The following is an 18,590-nucleotide window of genomic DNA, read 5'->3' as shown; positions in this document are numbered from 1 at the left end:
GCGATGCTATTTTAATTTCTTTTGCATAGAAAAGAGACGCTTTTGGAATGAAGCAATTCTTCAATGAAGCCTCAGAGAACCAGATGGGCTAAAATTGCAAACAAGAGAAAAAGAGGAACCCCATGCCAATTCTCAGAACATTAGTTGTTGATGACGAGCTGGGCATGCGACTGAGCATTCAGCGGGCGCTCTCCCGACATCGGCTCAATTTGCCCGATGTGGACGAGGCCATAGCTTTTGAAGTCGAACTGGCCGAAACTGGCGAACAAGCAGTGGAGAAAATCGAGGCCAATCAGCCAGATATTTTGTTGCTCGACTATAAGCTGCCTGGGATGAGCGGACTGGAGGTTCTGGAAAAGGTGAGTTCGTTGGCCAATGAAATGATGATCATCATGATCACTGCCTACGCCTCGATCGAGACAGCAGTGACCGCAGTGAAGCGGGGTGCATTCGATTTCATAGCCAAGCCGTTCACACCGGCCGAATTGAAAAAGACGGTCAATAAGGCTGCCCAGAGCTTGATCATCGCCCGACAATTACGCAAGCTGGCTCAGGAGAAGCATCAAGTTCGATTTCAATTTATTTCTGTGCTGGCTCATGAATTAAAATCTCCGCTCAATTCAATCGATGGTTACCTTGATATCCTCAATAAGAAAACCTTAGGAAATGATTTGAACGCTTATCAGAGCATGATTGAGCGCTGCATGGTTCGAATCGAGGGAATGCGAAAGCTGATCCATGACCTCCTCGATCTGACTCGGTTGGAATCGGGCCAGAAACAGCGGGAATTAAAGCAGATTGACATCCGCGAGTTGGCTCAAAAAGCGATTGAAACGCTTCAGCCAGAAGCCAATCAGCGCAATGTATCGCTGACACTCCATGCAGATTCGCCCATTATGATGACCGCTGACGCGGGTGAGATTGAAATCATTCTCAATAATCTGCTCTCCAATGGGATAAAATATAACAAACCTGGCGGCAAAGTAGATATCGTTCTCCATCAAGATAACGGAGCTGTGCAGATCGCCGTGAAAGACACTGGAATTGGGATGACAGAAGAAGAAACCTTGCGGCTGTTCAATGAGTTCGTTCGGATCAAAAATGAAAAGACCAAAAATATCCTGGGTAGCGGTTTAGGATTGGCCATTGTCAAAAAGATCACCCAGCTTTATCATGGCGATATTTCGGTGAAAAGCAAACCTGATGTGGGAAGTACTTTTTCAGTGACGCTTCGAGCTGACTAAAGCAATTTATCGTTCAATTTGTTTAATGGATGTCTGTTATTTCTGACTGTATTCATACTTTATCAAACAAAAACATCTCATCTAAAATGGAGGGGGCTTCCCCGACATTAAGGAGGCAAAAATGAACAATCAAAACAAAGAACGAAAAATAGGTTTTGTGGGCATCATCGTTTACGACCGAGATGCCGCCTACCAAAAACTCAATCAAATCCTTCATGATTATTCCTCTATTATCATTGGCAGGATGGGCCTACCTTATAGAGAGCGAAATCTTTCAATTATCTCCCTAATTGTTGATGGCAGTGGTGATGAAATCGGTGCGATGACCGGAAAAATCGGCCAGTTGCCAGGCATTACAGTTCGAGCAGAATTTGCCAAACTCATATGAAGTCATTTGTTTGGCAAAACCGCAGCGACGAATCCGCCATTGCAAAATCGAGAACCTTGGCTTCCGATCAACTAATCGGCAGAAAAAAATTATGATGTCTTCGAGGGCATGTCAGATTGCCTTCCCTTTTGCATTTTGAAAAATCATCGCAATGAAAATTTTTTCTGCTCAATTAAAAATTATACCAAGCAAAAATTCGGAGTCTTTCCAATGAAAAAAATAGCTTTTCTTTTTTATTCACTATGCATTTTTGCCCGCGTTATCACTGATGCTCAAGCACAGCAATCGCAAACAGATAGCATCAGCTTTTATGCGCCATGGATAACGGTTACTGCTCATCGCTATGAAAAAAATGTTTTCGAGACAAATATGCCAGTAGGAACGGTTCGAGACGCTCAAGTTTGGCAGCGCGGCGTGGATAATATCGGAGATTTGTTGGACTTTTTGCCAGGCCTAACTTATGAGAGCAGTGGGACCTGGAGTCAAAAAATTGTATTACGAGGATTGCGGGAGTCGCAACTTTTAACTTTGATCGATGGCATGCGGGTGGACGTGTTCCGCTCGTATGGACAGCATGCCCCTTTGCTCGATGTGGCTCAAATCGAGCGAGTTGAAGTGATCCGAGGGCCAGCCTCCGTGCTTTATGGCTCGGATGCCATCGCTGGGGTCGTGAACTTCATCACCAAACAACCGGCAAAATCAATCGAACGGCATTCAATAAAGGCAGGAGCTCGGGTGCAATACAGCAGCGTTAATCAGCAATTTTCTCAACAACTCATTCTTTCTGGAAATTTAAATAAATTGGGTTATATTTTTGGCATCAACCATCGGAAAGCTGAAGACGTGCAGACGCCCATGGGCCGATTGATCAATACTGGATTGAACGGGTTTACGGTGGATGCCAAGATCAACTTTTCAATATCTCCATCACATATCCTTCGCGTGATGGGACAATCGAATCGCTTGCGGGATGTTGGTATTCCGATTGATCCTTTTGCCCAACAGGCGAAATTTTCCCGATACGATCGAGATTTGCTCGCGCTCGACTATGAATATCGTGCGCCTAATCGGATCTGGACAAATGTCAAAGCGAACGTCTATTTTCAGACTGGACAAAGAAATTTCGAGGCGCTCATTGTGCAGAAGCCAAAAGCCTCTTTCTTCATCGATCAGTCTTTAAGAGCCAATCGCCTTGCCGACAATATGGGAGCAAATCTCCAGGCAAATCTAACCTTGTTCAATCGACAAATGCTCACATTTGGGATTGACGGTTTCGGAGAGAGGGATAATACTCATCGGAGTGCTGACATCGCCATTTATAATCAACAAGGACTTTTGGTCAAAGATCCTCCTATCGATTTTACGCCGCCAAGTCCCAAGTCCTACCGATATGGCATTGGAATATTTTTTGAGAACGAATACACACCGTTAGATCCAATCACCATATTGGCTGGCGCAAGGTTCGATCGAATGTTTAGTCACGCCGATGGCACTCCGAGGACTTTGACTGAAATAGATCGCGATAAAGCAGATTACGATTTCAGCGGGAATGTGGGTTTGCTATTTCGATTATCAGAATATACTCGTCTTTATACAAACATTGGTCGGGCGTTCCGAGCTCCAGCTCTCCAGGAGCGCTTTTTCAAAGGAGTCGGTCAAGTTGGTTATCTTTCCGGCAATCCTGAGCTTCGTTCAGAGACCAGTTTGAATATCGATGCTGGGATCAAATGGCAATATTCGCGCTTTTTGGGCGAGTTCAGCTTGTTTCGGAATCAGATTGACAACTACATCGTTATGAAGCCAGTCACGATAGCGGCAGATACTTTCATCTACGATAACGTAGGCAAAGCTCTGTTGTATGGCGGTGAGCTAATAATGAAGATTAAAATTTTCCCCAGTTTCAGCCTCTCTATTAGTTCCGCTTATGTTCGGGGAGATGATCTCAATCGATCCGAACCTTTGCCTAAAATGCCCCCAATGGAGAACAAGATGGGACTTAGGTACGAGCCTCAACGAGGTCATTATTGGGTTGAACTTTTAGCAGAATCAGTGAGCAAGCAACAGCGTGTGGCACAAAATGAAACTCCGACTGATGGACACCACTTGGTCCATTTTAGCGCTGGTTTCGCGGTTCATCGATTCCTGAATATCAAATCAAATCTATCGTTTTCGATGAATATTAGAAACCTTTTAAATGAAGCCTACCGGGATCATTTATCGACCGTTACCTGGTGGGATGCACCTGGCAGGAATGTGGCCGTTGGTATCACATCGTCCTTTTAATTTTGATGAAGCGAATAACCGCAGAGCATTTCTCTTTTCGAGATATTTTTATGATTCAATTCGATTCGTGTCAGATCAAAAATTAATCGGTATGTAACAAATGGTTCATCTAAATGTAATCTTAAGTAATTAAACTGATCACTAAAGAGCCAGAAACCATCTCACTATTAAACCCTATGCAGGCAAGGCCTTAATCATTATAGCATGCTAAATCAATCAAGGCTATGAATCGAAAAAAAATTTTGCTGATCTGCGGCACGCTGAACCAAACGACCATGATGTACCAGCTTTCGCAGCACTTGCAGGAACATAATTGCTATTTCACCCCTTACTACACGGATGGCTTTTTGAATTTGTTGGCTCAACGAGGCTATCTCGATTTTTCGCCATTGGGTGGGCAGCCCAAAACCAGCACCGAAAAATTTCTAAAAGAAAAAGGAGTGCAGTTCGACTGCGGCGGCGTTAAGCACGATTATGACCTGGTGATCACCTGCTCTGACCTCATCATTCCAAAAAACATCGAAAATAAGAAAATCATTTTGATTCAGGAGGGCATGACCGATCCTGAAAATTTCAAATATTATCTGGTGAAAAGCCTGGGTCTGCCCCGCTATCTGGCCAATACCTCGATGACAGGGCTATCGGATGCTTATGTAAAATTCTGTGTAGCATCCGAAGGCTATAAAGAAATTTTCATCAAAAAGGGCGTCAAGCCAGAGAAGATTGCAGTAACAGGTATTCCCAATTTCGACAACTGCCAGGCTTATTTGAACAACAATTTTCCGTATCAGCATTATGTTTTGGCGGCTACTTCCCATTTGCGGGAGACCTTCAAGTACGAAAACCGCAAGGCGTTCATTCAACGAGCCGTTCGGTTAGCTGATGGCCGTCAATTGATATTCAAATTGCACCCAAATGAGCAGAAAGAGCGAGCCATTCGGGAGATTGAGCGCTGGGCGCCTGGTAGCTTGATCTTTGCCGAGGGCAACACCAATCACATGATCGCCAATTGCGACACGCTGGTCACCAGATATTCCACGGTAGTGATGGTGGCCTTAGCGCTGGGGAAAAAGATCTATTCCGATCTCGATGAGGATTATTTGAAAAAGATCACGCCATTGCAGAATGGCGGCAAGTCGGCTGAGAATATTGCCAAGATCTGTGAGGAATATTTGTAGGGGATTGGCATTCGGCTTTTCGCTTCTGACGATTGGCTCTTCGCTTCTGGCATTTGGCTTTTCGATTCTCATTGTTGGCATTTTGATGAAAAAATTTATTGGAATCAGACCCCTGCAAAATAGCAGAGGCTTGTATGATTAAAACTTAATGTCATTCCGAACCGACTCAGTTGGCAGAGGAGTAAAAAATTTTTATTGCTCATGGAATAAAATGATGAACCAGATTCCTCGCTTTCAGACTGTGTAACATTGAATGTCTTAATCTGAATGTCATTCCGAGCGAAGCGAGGAATCTGGCGGATTCACAATGCTATCGGTCTTCATAGATTCCTCACTCCGCTACGCTCCGTTCGGAATGACTGCGAATTAAGCCGTTTTCACTCAGCCTATTCGCTCGGAATGACATATTTTTTCCTTTTTAAAAGTCATTGGTAGAGAGTACGGAGTGCATGGGTGGCTCATTTTTTTAAAATATATTTCTCGGCTTATATACGACCGATGAATAGAATTGGATCGAATTATTCAAAATGAAGAATGGAAAAAATCTATCATTTCTGGTGATCGGATTGGGTTCGGTGGGCAAGCGGCATCTGCGCAATCTCGCAGCGCTTGGCATCGAAAATATTCGTGTGCTGCGGCGAGAAAACAGGCGCCCCGATGAGAAAGATTTGCCCCCGTTCAAAATCGAAACCGACCTCAAAGCCGCATTGGCCAAGTGTCCCGATGCCGTAATCATCGCCAGTCCCACCTCGCTGCACCTCCAGCAAGCCATGGCCGCTGCCGAAGCTGGTTGTCACATTCTGATGGAAAAGCCAATTGCCCACACCATGGACGGATTGAACGACCTGCTAAAATTGGTGAAGCAAAAAGGGATCATCTTCCAGACCGCATTTCAGTTTCGCTTTCATCCTGTTTTGCAGGAAATCAAAACGCTGCTGAAGCAAGGAGCTATTGGCAAAATTCTGTCGGCGCATGTCCATTGGGGCGAATATCTCCCGCTGTGGCATCCCTGGGAGGATTATCGCCAGAGCTATAGCGCCCGGGCCGACCTTGGCGGGGGCGTGGTGCTCACCCTGTGCCATCCCTTTGACTATTTGCGCTGGCTGATCGGGGAAATTATTAGTTTATCGGCGATGATAGATAAAATATCCGATCTCGAGATCGACACGGAAGATACAGCGGCGATCATCGTCCGTTTCGCTACGGGCACCATTGGCTCGATCTATCTTGATTATAACGAACGGCCGCCGCAGCACACCCTGACCATTATCGGGCATCGAGGTAAGATCTGTTGGGATAATCGGGAATCGGCCGCCACGCTCTTTGCTGGGGATGGTCACCAATCTTATCGGATCGAGCCGCCGTCAGGCTTCGAACGAAATGACATGTTCAAAGCTGAACTCAAACATTTTATCGAATGCATTCAAAATCAGCAACAGCCAGTTTGCAATTTAAAAGATGGCATGGCCGCTCTGGAAATGGCGCTGGCCATCAAGAAATCCGCAACGGAGAAGCGAGAGCTCAGTTTAGCCATGCAATATTATGGCATTCATTTTGGAGGAAAAATATGACACATCGACAGCAACGCATTTTGGCGATTATCCCCGCCCGAGGCGGATCGAAATCCATTCCTCGGAAGAACATTAAATTGCTCGGCGGCCATCCATTGATCGCCTATAGCATAGCAGCGGGACTGAACTCGAAATTCATCGATCGGGTGATCGTTTCCACAGACGACGAAGAAATTGCTCGGACTGCCGAGCGGTGGGGCGCTGAAGTGCCATTCATCCGACCTGCTGAATTGGCCGAAGACCACGTCACGGATTTGCCCGTATTCGAACATGCGATCCAATGGTTGGAAGAGAACGAGGATTATCAAGCTGATATTATCTTGCAGCTTCGCCCCACTTCGCCGTTTCGGCCCAAAGGCAGTGTGGATGAAGCGATCGAATTGTTATTGCAAAATCCACAGGCCGATTCAGTGCGAGGTGTAACGCCCTCGGGGCAGAATCCTTATAAAATGTGGCGGGTCGAGAAGGATCGGTTGGTACCATTGCTCAATGCCGAATTTGATGAGCCGTACAATATGCCTCGTCAGAAATTACCTGCCACGTTCTGGCAGACGGGCCATATCGAGGTCATTCGGTACGAAACGATCATGCACAAGCATAGCATGACAGGCGACCATATCGTTCCTTTTATCGTTAACCCAAAGTATGCCATCGATCTGGATAATTTGCAGCAGTGGCAATATGCAGAATTTCTGCTGGAATTCATTGAGACGAAGATCTATCACCCGATGGATTTATGGTATAGCTTGGAGGAAATAAATTATCAATTTGTGCTGCCGTTGCAATTACATGATAGTGTATTGCAAAAGATTTGAGGGGTCAATAATAATCGCAAAATAATTATTTTATCTTTTATGTGATTCCTAATAAATCCGTTCGTTGGCGGAGAAGAAGAATCCCTTTGCACTTAATTCTGATGAATCAATAGAGTCTTCTCTCTCCGCCTTTTGGCTTTTGGCATCAATCCGAGATGGTTTTCTTCCAATTATTTTTAAAATTGGGAATCAACATCCCTTGGTATCTTCGCCAACCAGCGGGGGACTTTCTGGCGTCTTGCCCATTCCATTGAAGAGGCATGTGATCAGCATCTGAATAGGTTATTTTGTCGATCCGAGCATTTTCAAATATAAGGTGGGACATCTCTCCAATCATTCTGCTAAAACCAGCTCTGCCGCTGCAATGCTTTTCCTTTTTGCCGCCTGGACCAACCGTAATGCTCCATAGATAGCAGCCCCGCACGCTAAAAATAGGTAAAAACTTAACAATCGCCATCCCGCCGTGATCAATCCCAACGACTGCGACGGCAAGAACGGGCTAAAGATCAGATAGAACGATGCCTCGGCGCCGCCCATTGCCCCTGGCGTAGGAATGAAGACAGTGATCGTAAAAATAATCCATTGGAGTACAAAAAACAAAATCGGATGAGCGTGGATGCCCAGGCTGGCAGCTATAGCCGTGATAATCGAGTAGCGGCAGATCCATTGGATGCCGCTCAACAGCGTCGTAGCAAAAAATCGTGCCTTCCCCCGCTGCTGTATCATCGCAAGGGCAATGATGAATTCGTTCAAAATCTTTTTCCCATGAGCGATCCGACGCTCCCAAAATGAAGGCGATCCGCTGGTAGAATCCTCCTTCCCCTTGTTATTTTTAGGCCAAAATTTATGCAGCAAAAGAATGATCGTAATTAAACTGACCACTCCAATCCCAACTCCGCTCAAATTCGCCTGAAGATTATCATAGAAAATGCGCATGAATGGCATGTCCCAGGCGGCAGCTAGCGTTAGAGCCAGTGGAATCGCAGGGACAAAAAATGCCAGGTCCTCCAATGTCGTCAGAGTTGCAATGGACAGGGCAGCACCAGTGGATAGCTTCTTATGAATCAGCAAACCGATCTTTACAGGCCCACTTCCCACGGCCGACGGGGTGATCGCAGCGCCAAATTCACCCATGACCACAATGCTGAAGGTCTCCGTAAACGACAATTTCAATCCAAAAAATCGAGTCCAAATATACAAACGCATCGCATTGGCGAACCAGGGCAGGATGACCAGCAACACTGCCACGACAAAATATGGGGTCGAAAAATTGACCGTCACAGCCAGCAAATCGGCATCATGCCAGACAAAACTAAAAAAGACATTGAGCATCAATCCGATAAAAACAATTGGGATCAACTTCTTGAGCAATGTGGAGATACGATAAGCATAGGTTGCTGAATTTATAAGTGGTGTCGCCATATTTATTCCAATTTGGTTTTTCGTTTTTTAATCAAAGGGCTTCTGCAAAATCAGCGATCAGTCATTCCGAGCGAAGCGAGGAATCTTACAAATTCTGATAAGATCGCCTCGTCTCCGGCAACTGGCCATAGGCGTCAACTTAAGCGAATACTCAGGGGAGGCGCTGTCATTCTAAGGATCAACCCGCCTACTGGCGGACGGAGACGAAGAATCCCTTTAATAAGAGCACCTACCTTCGTTAAATCAAGAGATTCTTCCCCGCTAGTTGGCGGATCAGAATGACATTTTCTCTTGAGTTGAGGCCGATTCCTAACTGGTGGCTCCTGGCGATGACTCGCCATTGGATATTTTGTAGAAGTCAATTTTTCATCGAAAGTATCGTGCCCAATTTACAATTCCATTACATCGCTATTACAATTCGCTTACGCTTGGTGAGAAGTGTTGAGTTAATCAGATCGTCATCAAATCGACTCTCAATTTTAACGTGTTTGTAACAGAACGTTAATCTGCTCAAGCTAAATTTTGCATTGATTGTAATTCTACTTCGTCAGATTAAATTTTGACATCTCCGCTTTGAATTGGAGAGATGGGGATGTATTGGATTCAAAATTAGCTATTTTATTAATCTGACTAAATACAGTCGGTCCGAAAATTATCAATCTTTCTCAAAAGAAGTCATTCCGAACGAAGTGAGGAATCTGAATTTTCACGAAAATATCGGACTTAGAGATTTCTCCCTTCGGTCGAAATGACAGAAAATCATTGTATCGGACAGACTCTAAGTAGTAGTAATTTTAAAATGAAATTTAGGAATGAAAAATGGATCTATTTCGATTGGACAATAAAGTCGCTGTAGTAACGGGCGCCATGGGATTATTGGGTAAGCATCATTGCCAGGCACTGGCCGAGGCAGGCGCACATGTCATCGTTGCGGACCTCAATGAGGATCAATGCAACTTATTTGCCGAACAATTGCCCACCCGCTCGCTCGGCATTTTTCTGGATGTCACCCATTCAGGTTCGATTCATTCGCTGCTGAATCAAGCGATGGCCGAATTCGGTCATGTGGATGTGCTGGTGAATAATGCGGCTATCAACGATAAGTTTGAAACGCCAGCTCTGGCAGCGGAAAAATCCAAATTTGAAAACTATCCGCTCGATATGTGGCAGAAATCGCTGGAGGTGAATGTGACGGGCGTTTTTCTCTGCTCACAAATCATTGGCAGCCAGATGGCGAAGCAAGGCAAAGGTAGCATTATCAATTTAGCCTCCACTTATGGGATCGTAGCGCCCGATCAATCCATCTACCGCAATCCGAAGGGCGAGCAATTGTTTTTCAAATCCCCCGCATACCCGACGACCAAAGGGGCGGTGATTGCCTTCACCAAATTTTTGGCCGCTTACTGGGGCAATTCAGGTGTCAGGGTCAATGTGCTGTCGCCAGGTGGGGTGGAAAATGGCCAAGACGATTACTTTGTATCGAACTACTCGAAGAAAACACCGTTGGGGCGCATGGCAAAGCCGACGGATTACAAAGGCGCCATCGTGTTTCTGGCCAGCGATGCCTCGGAGTATATGACGGGCGCCAATCTGGTCGTGGATGGAGGGTGGACCGCATGGTAGCCAAAGACACAACGCTTGATCAGCTCAAACAAAAGGCCAAGCGGATCAAGTTATTGCTCACCGATAGCGATGGCGTGCTCACCGATGGCGGGGTCTATTACTCGGATCGAGGCGAAGAGCTGAAGCGATTCAACATGCGAGATGGCATGGGCGTAGCTCGATTACGCAGCCTGGCCGGGGTCGAAGTCGGGATTGTGACAGGTGAATTTTCGGCATCGGTGAAGAAGCGGGCGGAAAAGCTGTCGATCATCGAATACCATCCTGGGGCCATAGACAAATTCGCGGTTTTGAAAGAGATCATGGATCGAAAAAATTTGACAGCGGATGAAATCGCCTACATTGGCGATGATACCAATGACGTGGACGTGATGAAGCGGGTGGGCCTATCTGCCTGTCCTGCGGATGCGATGGTATTTGCAGAAAGAGTGGCCGATTACGTTTGTGAAGCCAAAGGAGGTCATGGCGCCTTTCGGGAGTTTGCGGAGTTCATCATCGAAGCGAAGAATTCAGACTAACTAACCCATTCGGAGGTATTGAACTTTCGCAAGGTGAATCAATCGTTTCTAAAGCTTGAAGCTTTAGGAACGATGTTAAAGAAAAAAAGCAACTCATGAGGAGAATTTATGCGCAATTCCAAAAAAGTGAAAATCGGTGATCGTCTGGTGGGTGACGGGGAACCCGTATATATCATTGCAGAGATCGGGATCAACCACAACGGTTCACTGGAAATTGCCAAAAAGATGATCGATGGGACGATATTTGCTGGCTGCGATGCGGTGAAATTCCAAAAGCGCACACCAGAAAAATGCGTGCCCGAGGATCAATGGTACATCGAGCGAGACACTCCCTGGGGCCGCATGACCTATATCGAATATCGGCATCGGATGGAGTTCGACGCCGATGAGTACGCCGAGATCGCCCGCTATTGTAACGAACGGGGCATCGACTGGTTCGCCTCGTGCTGGGATATCGAATCCGTCGATTTCATCGAACAATTCAATCCGCCCCTGCACAAAGCGTCCTCAGCCAGCCTCACCGATCTCGAACTTTTGAAACGGATGCGAGCCACGGGCAAACCAGTCATGCTTTCGACTGGCATGTCCACCATGAAAGAGATCGAGACGGCGATCCGCACCATTGGGATGAATAATCTGCTGCTGGCCCATTCGACTTCGGCCTATCCCTGCAAAAACGAAGAGCTGAATCTGCGCATGATCACCACGCTCAAGCAGCGCTACCCCAGCGTCCCCATCGGCTATTCGGGACATGAAGTGGGGCTGGCAACCACTTGGGCGGCAGTCACCCTGGGAGCGACGTTCGTGGAACGGCATATTACGCTGGATCGAGCGATGTGGGGAACGGATCAGGCGGCTTCGGTGGAAATCATGGGGATGCATCGCCTGGTGCGAAATATTCGGGATATTGAGAAGGCATTGGGAGATGGCGTGAAGCGGGTCTACGAAAGCGAACTGCAAGTGATGAAAAAATTGCGGTGCATTCGCTCTGAATATGAGTACATCTAACGCTCACAGTGTATGGACAAACATGGAGCAAAAAATTCGATGAGAATTGCACACTTATCTGATTTGCACATCTGCCAGAAATCTCGACCGAAAAATCTCGAGAAAACTCGAAGGCTGATCGATTACGCTTTGCAGCAGAACACCGATCACTTCGTGTTTTCAGGCGACATCGTCCACCTGGCAAGGCATGAGGACTTTATCGCCTTTCGCAATGTATTGGAGGAGTTCCAGTTGCTGGACTCCTCCAGGGCCACGCTGGTGATCGGCAATCACGATATTTTCGGCGGGGTCTATTTTGCCGAGGACGTGTTAACCTTTCCCCAGCAATGTGAAGCCGTGGATTATCACAAACGGCTGATCGAGTTCAAGAATTATTTCTTTGAGACCTTTGAAAATACCTATTTCCCTGCCTCCCATGAACCCTATCCGTTCGCCAAAAAAGTCGGCGATGTGGTTTTTATCGGCCTCAATTCGATCCATCCCTATTCGAAATGGAAAAACCTATTTGCTTCCAAGGGGATGGTCGATAAAAATCAATTGGACCATCTACGGCAGATCTTCCAGAAAGGAGAATTTCAGAACAAGACCAAAATAGCGATCGTCCACCATCATTTCCGCAAAGTATCCTATCGGTGTTCCTTGTTCAAGAACACGCTATTGCGAAATCTGGAAACGTATGGTAACAAGCTCAAGAATCGGAATCAAGTGGCCAGGCTGCTGGCTAAGTATCATGTCGACCTGGTGCTCCATGGTCATGAGCATGATTCGCATGAATATTTTTACAAGGGAGTGAGGTTTTTGAATTCGGGCGGCGCCATTGAAAAGAACGGCAATGGCCAGCTCAGGATCAATTTTGTGACCGTTAGGCCGAATGAAATCTTAACCGAAACCCAGGCAATTGCAGGATTGCCGCAAAAAGAACATCTGTTCATTCCCGAGCTAATGCCTATTATGGCATAAATTAAGCTAATGATCCTGCGTCGACATTTGCATGCCAAACCAACATCCTTTTGCTGCGAGATATTTTTTTTGTTAGGCATTGGTCTCACCCTGCAATCAAAATAGCCCAAAATAAAGCTTGATATTGATGGGATGATCTGCTAAATTGCCCGTGATCGTAATCGATCAGGATGGGTAAACAATTACGGTTGTGGAGGTAAAATGAATGATAAAGTATTAGTAGCCTACGCCACCAAATATGGGGCGACGGCAGGCATTGCCGAAAAAATCGGCCAGGTGCTTGGTCGGGCGGGCTTTGCCACGGATGTTTTGCCTGCGGATCGTGTCAAAAATCTCGATGCCTACAGGGCAGTGATCCTGGGCAGTGCGGTTTACATCGGCCGCTGGCGCAAAGCAGCGGCGAAATTTTTAAAGTCGAATGAAAAAGTTTTGGCAAACAAGCTGGTATGGCTATTTTCCAGTGGACCTACCGACAAGGGCAATATCGAAGAATTGATGAAGGGCTGGCGCTTCCCCACATCACTGCAGCCGATAGCTGACCGCATTCATCCCAAAGATATCGCCATTTTTCATGGCGCTACGGATATCGACAAATTGAGCTGGCTCGACAAATGGATGATCAAAAAAGTGAAAGCGCCGATTGGGGATTTTCGGGATTGGGAGGCGATCTCGAACTGGGCAGCGGCAATTGCCGAGGAACTGAAAGCAAGGGTTATGGATAAATAGCACGTCTAGCAAGTCGCCTAAATATTCAGCAATACAGCTTTGTTTCTCAAAACAGGGGAACCAAGCCCATATTTATTTTGGCTCAAAATTTTGACAGTTGAATCTGGTTTAAAAGTCACAAGATGGCAGTCATAGCATAGGATTTTTAAAATGAAATCTCAAACCTCACTTTATTTCTTCTGCCTTGGCAGAATGCTCATCATTGGACCACTCATTGAAAATAAATTGCACCGCCACGGCGCCATTCAAATCATACTATCTCTGGATCAAAACTTTTCTATTAAAATTGATAATGCCGACTGGCGAGAAACAAAAGCTGTGCTTATCGATACGCATATTCCCCATCAGTTGAAAAATTTGCAGAGTCTGCTGGTTTCTTTATCTATTGTTCCTGAAAGAACTCGTGGGAAGAATTTGCAGAAATATATCTTAAGAGGATCAACCGTTCAATATCTCGACCATTTAGACTTCACAATTTACAAACATAAATTTCAGCAGTGCTATGATCACCAATACACCTGTCCTCGAGCGTTTCGTATCGTTGAAGAAATGATTGATGATCTCACTGGCGTAAAAGGATATCGAGGACCAATTGACGAACGCATTCAATCGGTGATCAACTGGATTCAGCGAAATCTTTCAACGCCAATCTCTGCCCATAACCTTGCCCAAAGCGTGTATCTTTCTGAAGATCGATTTTTGCATCTTTTTAAGGAACAATTGGGCTTGCCTTTGAGACAATACATCCGTTACCAAAGGATTATGACAGCGACGATTGCATTCATTGGTGGCAAGTCCCTTACCGAAGCTGCTTATGAGGCTGGCTTTGCCGATTCAGCCCATTTCACCAGAACATTTGTCGAGATGAATGGGATAAAACCCTCTGAGATTGCCCAAAATAAAGAAACGTTCCAGTTCTGCTTCTGCTCGTCTTATTGTGACGCCTGCAATAAGTTGAGAAGTGTTGCTAAATAGAGTCGGTCCGAATTGATTTTTTAGTGTCATTTCGACTGCAGGGAGAAATCTGCAAGTCCAATATTTTCATGAAAAGTCAGATTCCTCACTTCGTTCGGAATGACTGCTTTAATAAAAAATTGATAATTTCCGGACAGGCACTAAATAGCTTCTTAGCTACTCACCCGCTGCTTGAGCTTCTTTTCTATCTAAAATAACCAGTTTATTAAAAACAATAGCAGGTTTATTCAAGCAATTATAAAAATAATTTAATAAAATTGGCAAATTTTAATGGCTGTGTTCAAGTAATAAGTCTAACTATTTTAAATACGAAAGAGGCAATATGAAGACACACATTTCTATCATTTTAATTTTAGCAATACTTCAGCTATCGTCCGTTTATGGACAAACACCTAAGGTTGAAGTATTTGCTACGGGACTTGTTAATCCGATAGGAATCACCTTGGATGCTTCAGGAAACTTATGGGTAGCCGAACAAGGGACTGGCAAAAATGACAGTCGGATATCCATTGTAACGCCAAACGGGCAGGTTTATCCTTTTTTGACCGGTTTGCCTTCAGGAACTCCCGGCTTTGAGCCGATCGGTGCTGAGGATGTTTTCTTTGATATTGATGGGAAATTGCTGATTTTACAAGGCTCAGGCGACGATTCTCTGTCCAATACTGTTTTGATCGTCGATCCCAGAGGTTTTAAACCTGGCGATCCTCCATTGACCAGAGCAGCGATTCAGTCTAGAATCCGTATCGGTAGCCTTGGCGCTGGTTCAAATCCATATCGAATAGAACTGGGTCCAGGTGATGATTGGTACATCGTGGATGCAGCTGCTAATAAAGTTTTTGTCCGTGATCGTATTACAGGTGTACTTAGAAATTTTACGAACTTTAGTCCCATTGGACAATCGGAAGCGGTTCCCACTGGCATCGTTTTTACAGGCGATAAATTTATTGTGGGTACTTTAACCGGACTGCCGATCCCCATTGGTGCGGCACGCCTTTACCAGGTTGATCTTTCAGGCAATATAATATCATATCAAAGTGGCTTTACGGCAATTGTTGATGTGGCAATCGATCCCCGTGATAGTCAGCTTGTCGTATTACAACATGCGCATTTTGGCCCGCCATGGCTAAACAATCTGGGTGCCCTCTTAAAAGTTCATAATGGCGTAATCGATACGCTGCTCTATGGATTGAATCGGCCCACCGGAATGGTATTTAATTCTTCAGGAGAACTATTTATCACCACGTTTGCGGACGATAATATTCTAAAAGTAACCGATATCCCTATCACTACAACAGACGTTCCCACAAACGAGCACTCGTTACCAACTGGATTCGAGCTATCACAGAATTATCCGAATCCATTTAATCCAACGACAGTCATTCGTTACACGATTCCGTCGAGCAGCTTCGTATCGCTTAAGGTTTTCGATATGCTTGGCAAAGAAGTCGCCAACCTTATGAGCGAAGAACAAAGTAGCGGAGTCCATTCGGTGGAGTTTGATGCAAACGGGTTGGCGAGTGGCATCTACTTCTATCAATTAAAAGCTGGAAATTTTGCCGTGACAAAGAAGATGTTAATTCAAAAATAAGATCAAAAACATAAATATTCATCTGGATTTCTGCAAAATAGAAAATCATGTCATTCAGATCCAGTTGGCGGAGAGGAATCTTGTTAATCTATTGATTCAAGGAGAAATTCAGATTCCTCTCTCCTCCACCAGTTAGCGGATCGGTTCGGAATGACCGTAGGAATTAATTTTGCAAAAGTCTATTAAAAAAGAGGGCAACTATGCTCAGTTGCCCTTTTCAATTTTAAGAAAATATTAAATGCTGTTGCTGGTAATGAAATAAAAGCTTTGGAAAAAGAAAAAAATCGTGATATATTTTAAAAAAGAAATCCTGTTAAATTTTTTAATTGATAAGAAGTCTTAGATCATGAAGTCTCAATTTGAAATGGGGAAAAAATGAAACTAATACATTATTTTTTTATCATATATATTTTATCTTTTATTTCATCCCTGTATTCTCAAATTCCTTTACCAACAGGAAAATCGACCTTGTTCAGTGGCTCAGGTAATTGTATTCTTTGCCATAAAAGCAATGGTAACGCCATGACCTGGCAAGGTAATGATATATCCCCTATAACTTATTGGCGCTCCACGATGATGGGGAATGCCAGTAAGGATCCGATCTGGAAAGCGATGGTTTTAGAAGAAATTCATAATCTCCCTCAATTCGTGCAGACCATCGAATCCACGTGCCTTCGATGTCATGCGCCGCTGGGCTTCACGCAAGCGATCTATGATGGGAAAACTGGCTACTCATTGGCAGAGTTAAACCATGATCCACTGGCTAATGATGGCGTAAGCTGTACTTTGTGCCATCAAATTACGCCTGAAAATTTGGGTTCTGCTTCGTCATATTCAGGACATTTTATCATCAAATCAGATAAAATTTTGTACGGACCTTATACAAATTCGGACACTACTTTGATGCCAGCGATTATCGGATACAGGGCTGCCTATGGTCCCCATGTCAACCAATCCGAGCTATGCGCTACCTGCCATACACTTTTCACAGCAACGGTGGACTACCAGGGTAAGGTCGTGGGATATTTTCCCGAACAAACGCCCTATTTGGAATGGAAGAATAGCAGTTATCCGAGTCAAAATATCCAATGTCAGGATTGCCACATGCCAAAGCTCTACGACCCGATCAAAATTTCAGGAATGGGGAGCTTTCCCTATCGTTCGCCATTCTGGCTCCACACCTTTGTCGGTGGCAATGCTTATATGCAACAAATTTTCAAGGACAATATTTCTGCAATTGGCGCCACCGCAGAACCAGAACATTTTGATTCAACGAAAGCTCGCACTGAATTTATGTTGCAAGAAAAATCTATTGATCTAAGTCTTACAACCACAATAATCGATGATTTTCTAGAGGCAAAAGTAACAATTAAAAATCTAGCCGGGCATAAGCTTCCGACTGGTATTCCGTTAAGGAGGATGTGGGTGCATTTACAAGTCGAGAAGGTGGGCAGTGGAATCGTGTTCGAATCCGGAGAATGGGATGGTAGCGGTCGAATTAATGATTATGATAAAGGCTATGAGCCTCACTATCAAATCATCACTTCTGACGATCAAGTGCAGGTTTATGAAGCGGTATTTGCGGATGTCGAACACCAGGTTACTCACACATTGCTGAGAGCGGCTGAATTCGTGAAGGACAATCGCATTCCTCCGGTCGGATTTACATCTTCCTCTGCGAGTTATGACTCCACAGGTATTTATGGAGAAGCGATCAACGACCCGGATTTTAATAAAAGCGATAACTCAGAAGGTACGGGCAGTGATATCATCACTTATAAAATTGTTATTGAACCAAACGCCAGTTATCGAATCATAGCAGCAATCTGTCATCAATCGATCAAACCGGAATTGGTCGATCACTTGAGAGAAATAAATGAAACGGAGATAAGCACGTTCGTTGCAATGTACGATTCTCTACCCAATATCCCATTCATTATCAAAACCGTAACCAGCGAAGTGGCGACAGGCGTTTTGAATGCCGTCCATAAGCCATTAACTTACTCTTTAGAACAAAATTATCCAAATCCATTTAATTCGAAAACCATCATTCGTTATTCTCTGGCAAGACCGAGTTTTGTTACTCTTAAAGTTTACAATCCGCTGGGACAAGAAATAATATCACTGGTAAATGAATCAAAGCTGGCAGGAAGCTACAGTGTTGAATTTGATGCTAACAATATACCAAGTGGAATATATTTCTATAAATTGAGCGCTGGTTCCTATGAGGAAATCAGAAAAATGGTTTTATTAAGATAAAATGAACAAAGTTCTTATGATTCGCCCGTCGATGG

15 protein-coding genes are annotated in these 18,590 nt (G+C 44.8%); 14 read left to right on the top strand and 1 reads right to left on the bottom strand.

The annotated features are described in order from the left end of the window. The first annotated feature begins 122 nt into the window (after positions 1 to 122). The 6 genes from ONB37_08810 to ONB37_08785 all read left to right on the top strand — a co-directional run bounded on the left by ONB37_08810 (position 123) and on the right by ONB37_08785 (position 7,479). The gene (locus tag ONB37_08810; protein ID MDZ7400247.1) at positions 123 to 1,244 is read left to right on the top strand and encodes a response regulator; all 1,122 of its coding nucleotides are present in this window, start codon (positions 123 to 125) and stop codon (positions 1,242 to 1,244) included. Positions 1,245 to 1,365: 121 nt separating this feature from the next. After that, positions 1,366 to 1,632 carry an iron-only hydrogenase system regulator gene (locus tag ONB37_08805; protein MDZ7400246.1) on the top strand — a complete coding sequence of 89 codons (267 nt, stop codon included), beginning with the start codon at positions 1,366 to 1,368 and terminating at the stop codon, positions 1,630 to 1,632. Between the two features lie 210 nt (positions 1,633 to 1,842). Next, positions 1,843 to 3,915, top strand: coding sequence for a TonB-dependent receptor (locus ONB37_08800; protein MDZ7400245.1), 2,073 nt, complete (start codon positions 1,843 to 1,845; stop codon positions 3,913 to 3,915). Positions 3,916 to 4,139: 224 nt separating this feature from the next. Continuing rightward, positions 4,140 to 5,093 (top strand): hypothetical protein, encoded by a 954-nt coding sequence (locus ONB37_08795; GenBank protein ID MDZ7400244.1) that lies wholly within the window; start codon positions 4,140 to 4,142, stop codon positions 5,091 to 5,093. Positions 5,094 to 5,620: 527 nt separating this feature from the next. Continuing rightward, entirely contained in the window at positions 5,621 to 6,664 is a 1,044-nt protein-coding gene (locus ONB37_08790; protein MDZ7400243.1) for a Gfo/Idh/MocA family oxidoreductase, read from the top strand. Further along, complete coding sequence (locus ONB37_08785) at positions 6,661 to 7,479, top strand: acylneuraminate cytidylyltransferase family protein (GenBank protein MDZ7400242.1); 819 nt, start codon at positions 6,661 to 6,663, stop codon at positions 7,477 to 7,479. The genes ONB37_08790 and ONB37_08785 overlap by 4 nt, the downstream gene beginning before the upstream one ends. A 333-nt stretch (positions 7,480 to 7,812) precedes the next feature. On the opposite strand, the gene ONB37_08780 is transcribed toward ONB37_08785, so the two are convergent. Next, complete coding sequence (locus ONB37_08780; GenBank protein ID MDZ7400241.1) at positions 7,813 to 8,901, bottom strand: flippase-like domain-containing protein; 1,089 nt, start codon at positions 8,899 to 8,901, stop codon at positions 7,813 to 7,815. 819 nt (positions 8,902 to 9,720) lie between these two features. Between ONB37_08780 and ONB37_08775 the strand changes: the two genes are divergently transcribed. The 8 genes from ONB37_08775 (at position 9,721) to ONB37_08740 (ending at position 18,555) form a co-directional block, all read left to right on the top strand. After that, positions 9,721 to 10,524, top strand: coding sequence for an SDR family oxidoreductase (locus ONB37_08775; protein MDZ7400240.1), 804 nt, complete (start codon positions 9,721 to 9,723; stop codon positions 10,522 to 10,524). Beyond that, positions 10,518 to 11,039 carry an HAD-IIIA family hydrolase gene (locus ONB37_08770; GenBank protein MDZ7400239.1) on the top strand — a complete coding sequence of 174 codons (522 nt, stop codon included), beginning with the start codon at positions 10,518 to 10,520 and terminating at the stop codon, positions 11,037 to 11,039. The genes ONB37_08775 and ONB37_08770 overlap by 7 nt, the downstream gene beginning before the upstream one ends. Before the next feature lie 108 nt (positions 11,040 to 11,147). Next, positions 11,148 to 12,047 (top strand): N-acetylneuraminate synthase family protein, encoded by a 900-nt coding sequence (locus ONB37_08765; protein ID MDZ7400238.1) that lies wholly within the window; start codon positions 11,148 to 11,150, stop codon positions 12,045 to 12,047. Between the two features lie 39 nt (positions 12,048 to 12,086). Next, a complete protein-coding gene (locus tag ONB37_08760; GenBank protein MDZ7400237.1) occupies positions 12,087 to 13,007 on the top strand; it encodes a metallophosphoesterase in 921 nt (306 codons plus the stop codon). A 201-nt stretch (positions 13,008 to 13,208) separates the two neighbouring features. Continuing rightward, entirely contained in the window at positions 13,209 to 13,733 is a 525-nt protein-coding gene (locus ONB37_08755; GenBank protein MDZ7400236.1) for a flavodoxin domain-containing protein, read from the top strand. A 150-nt stretch (positions 13,734 to 13,883) separates the two neighbouring features. Further along, positions 13,884 to 14,708 (top strand): AraC family transcriptional regulator, encoded by an 825-nt coding sequence (locus ONB37_08750; GenBank protein MDZ7400235.1) that lies wholly within the window; start codon positions 13,884 to 13,886, stop codon positions 14,706 to 14,708. 322 nt (positions 14,709 to 15,030) lie between these two features. After that, a complete protein-coding gene (locus ONB37_08745) occupies positions 15,031 to 16,296 on the top strand; it encodes a ScyD/ScyE family protein (GenBank protein ID MDZ7400234.1) in 1,266 nt (421 codons plus the stop codon). Positions 16,297 to 17,031: 735 nt separating this feature from the next. After that, positions 17,032 to 18,555, top strand: coding sequence for a T9SS type A sorting domain-containing protein (locus ONB37_08740; GenBank protein ID MDZ7400233.1), 1,524 nt, complete (start codon positions 17,032 to 17,034; stop codon positions 18,553 to 18,555). Positions 18,556 to 18,590 lie beyond the last annotated feature (35 nt).

This window comes from candidate division KSB1 bacterium (assembly GCA_034506395.1).
GTDB lineage: Bacteria > Zhuqueibacterota > Zhuqueibacteria > Thermofontimicrobiales > Thermofontimicrobiaceae > Thermofontimicrobium.
Note: the sequence above shows the minus strand (reverse complement) of the source record. Positions and strands in the feature narration are given on the sequence as shown.

What these genes read in the sequence shown, in the direction of transcription:
- ONB37_08790 (MDZ7400243.1), top strand. Translation starts at nt 5,621, where the DNA reads ATGAAGAATGGAAAAAATCTATCATTTCTGGTGATCGGATTGGGTTCG.
- ONB37_08795 (MDZ7400244.1), top strand. Translation starts at nt 4,140, where the DNA reads ATGAATCGAAAAAAAATTTTGCTGATCTGCGGCACGCTGAACCAAACG.
- ONB37_08745 (MDZ7400234.1), top strand. Translation starts at nt 15,031, where the DNA reads ATGAAGACACACATTTCTATCATTTTAATTTTAGCAATACTTCAGCTA.
- ONB37_08775 (MDZ7400240.1), top strand. Translation starts at nt 9,721, where the DNA reads ATGGATCTATTTCGATTGGACAATAAAGTCGCTGTAGTAACGGGCGCC.
- ONB37_08755 (MDZ7400236.1), top strand. Translation starts at nt 13,209, where the DNA reads ATGAATGATAAAGTATTAGTAGCCTACGCCACCAAATATGGGGCGACG.
- ONB37_08810 (MDZ7400247.1), top strand. Translation starts at nt 123, where the DNA reads ATGCCAATTCTCAGAACATTAGTTGTTGATGACGAGCTGGGCATGCGA.
- ONB37_08750 (MDZ7400235.1), top strand. Translation starts at nt 13,884, where the DNA reads ATGAAATCTCAAACCTCACTTTATTTCTTCTGCCTTGGCAGAATGCTC.
- ONB37_08785 (MDZ7400242.1), top strand. Translation starts at nt 6,661, where the DNA reads ATGACACATCGACAGCAACGCATTTTGGCGATTATCCCCGCCCGAGGC.
- ONB37_08760 (MDZ7400237.1), top strand. Translation starts at nt 12,087, where the DNA reads ATGAGAATTGCACACTTATCTGATTTGCACATCTGCCAGAAATCTCGA.
- ONB37_08800 (MDZ7400245.1), top strand. Translation starts at nt 1,843, where the DNA reads ATGAAAAAAATAGCTTTTCTTTTTTATTCACTATGCATTTTTGCCCGC.
- ONB37_08770 (MDZ7400239.1), top strand. Translation starts at nt 10,518, where the DNA reads ATGGTAGCCAAAGACACAACGCTTGATCAGCTCAAACAAAAGGCCAAG.
- ONB37_08765 (MDZ7400238.1), top strand. Translation starts at nt 11,148, where the DNA reads ATGCGCAATTCCAAAAAAGTGAAAATCGGTGATCGTCTGGTGGGTGAC.
- ONB37_08780 (MDZ7400241.1), bottom strand. Translation starts at nt 8,901, where the DNA reads ATGGCGACACCACTTATAAATTCAGCAACCTATGCTTATCGTATCTCC.
- ONB37_08805 (MDZ7400246.1), top strand. Translation starts at nt 1,366, where the DNA reads ATGAACAATCAAAACAAAGAACGAAAAATAGGTTTTGTGGGCATCATC.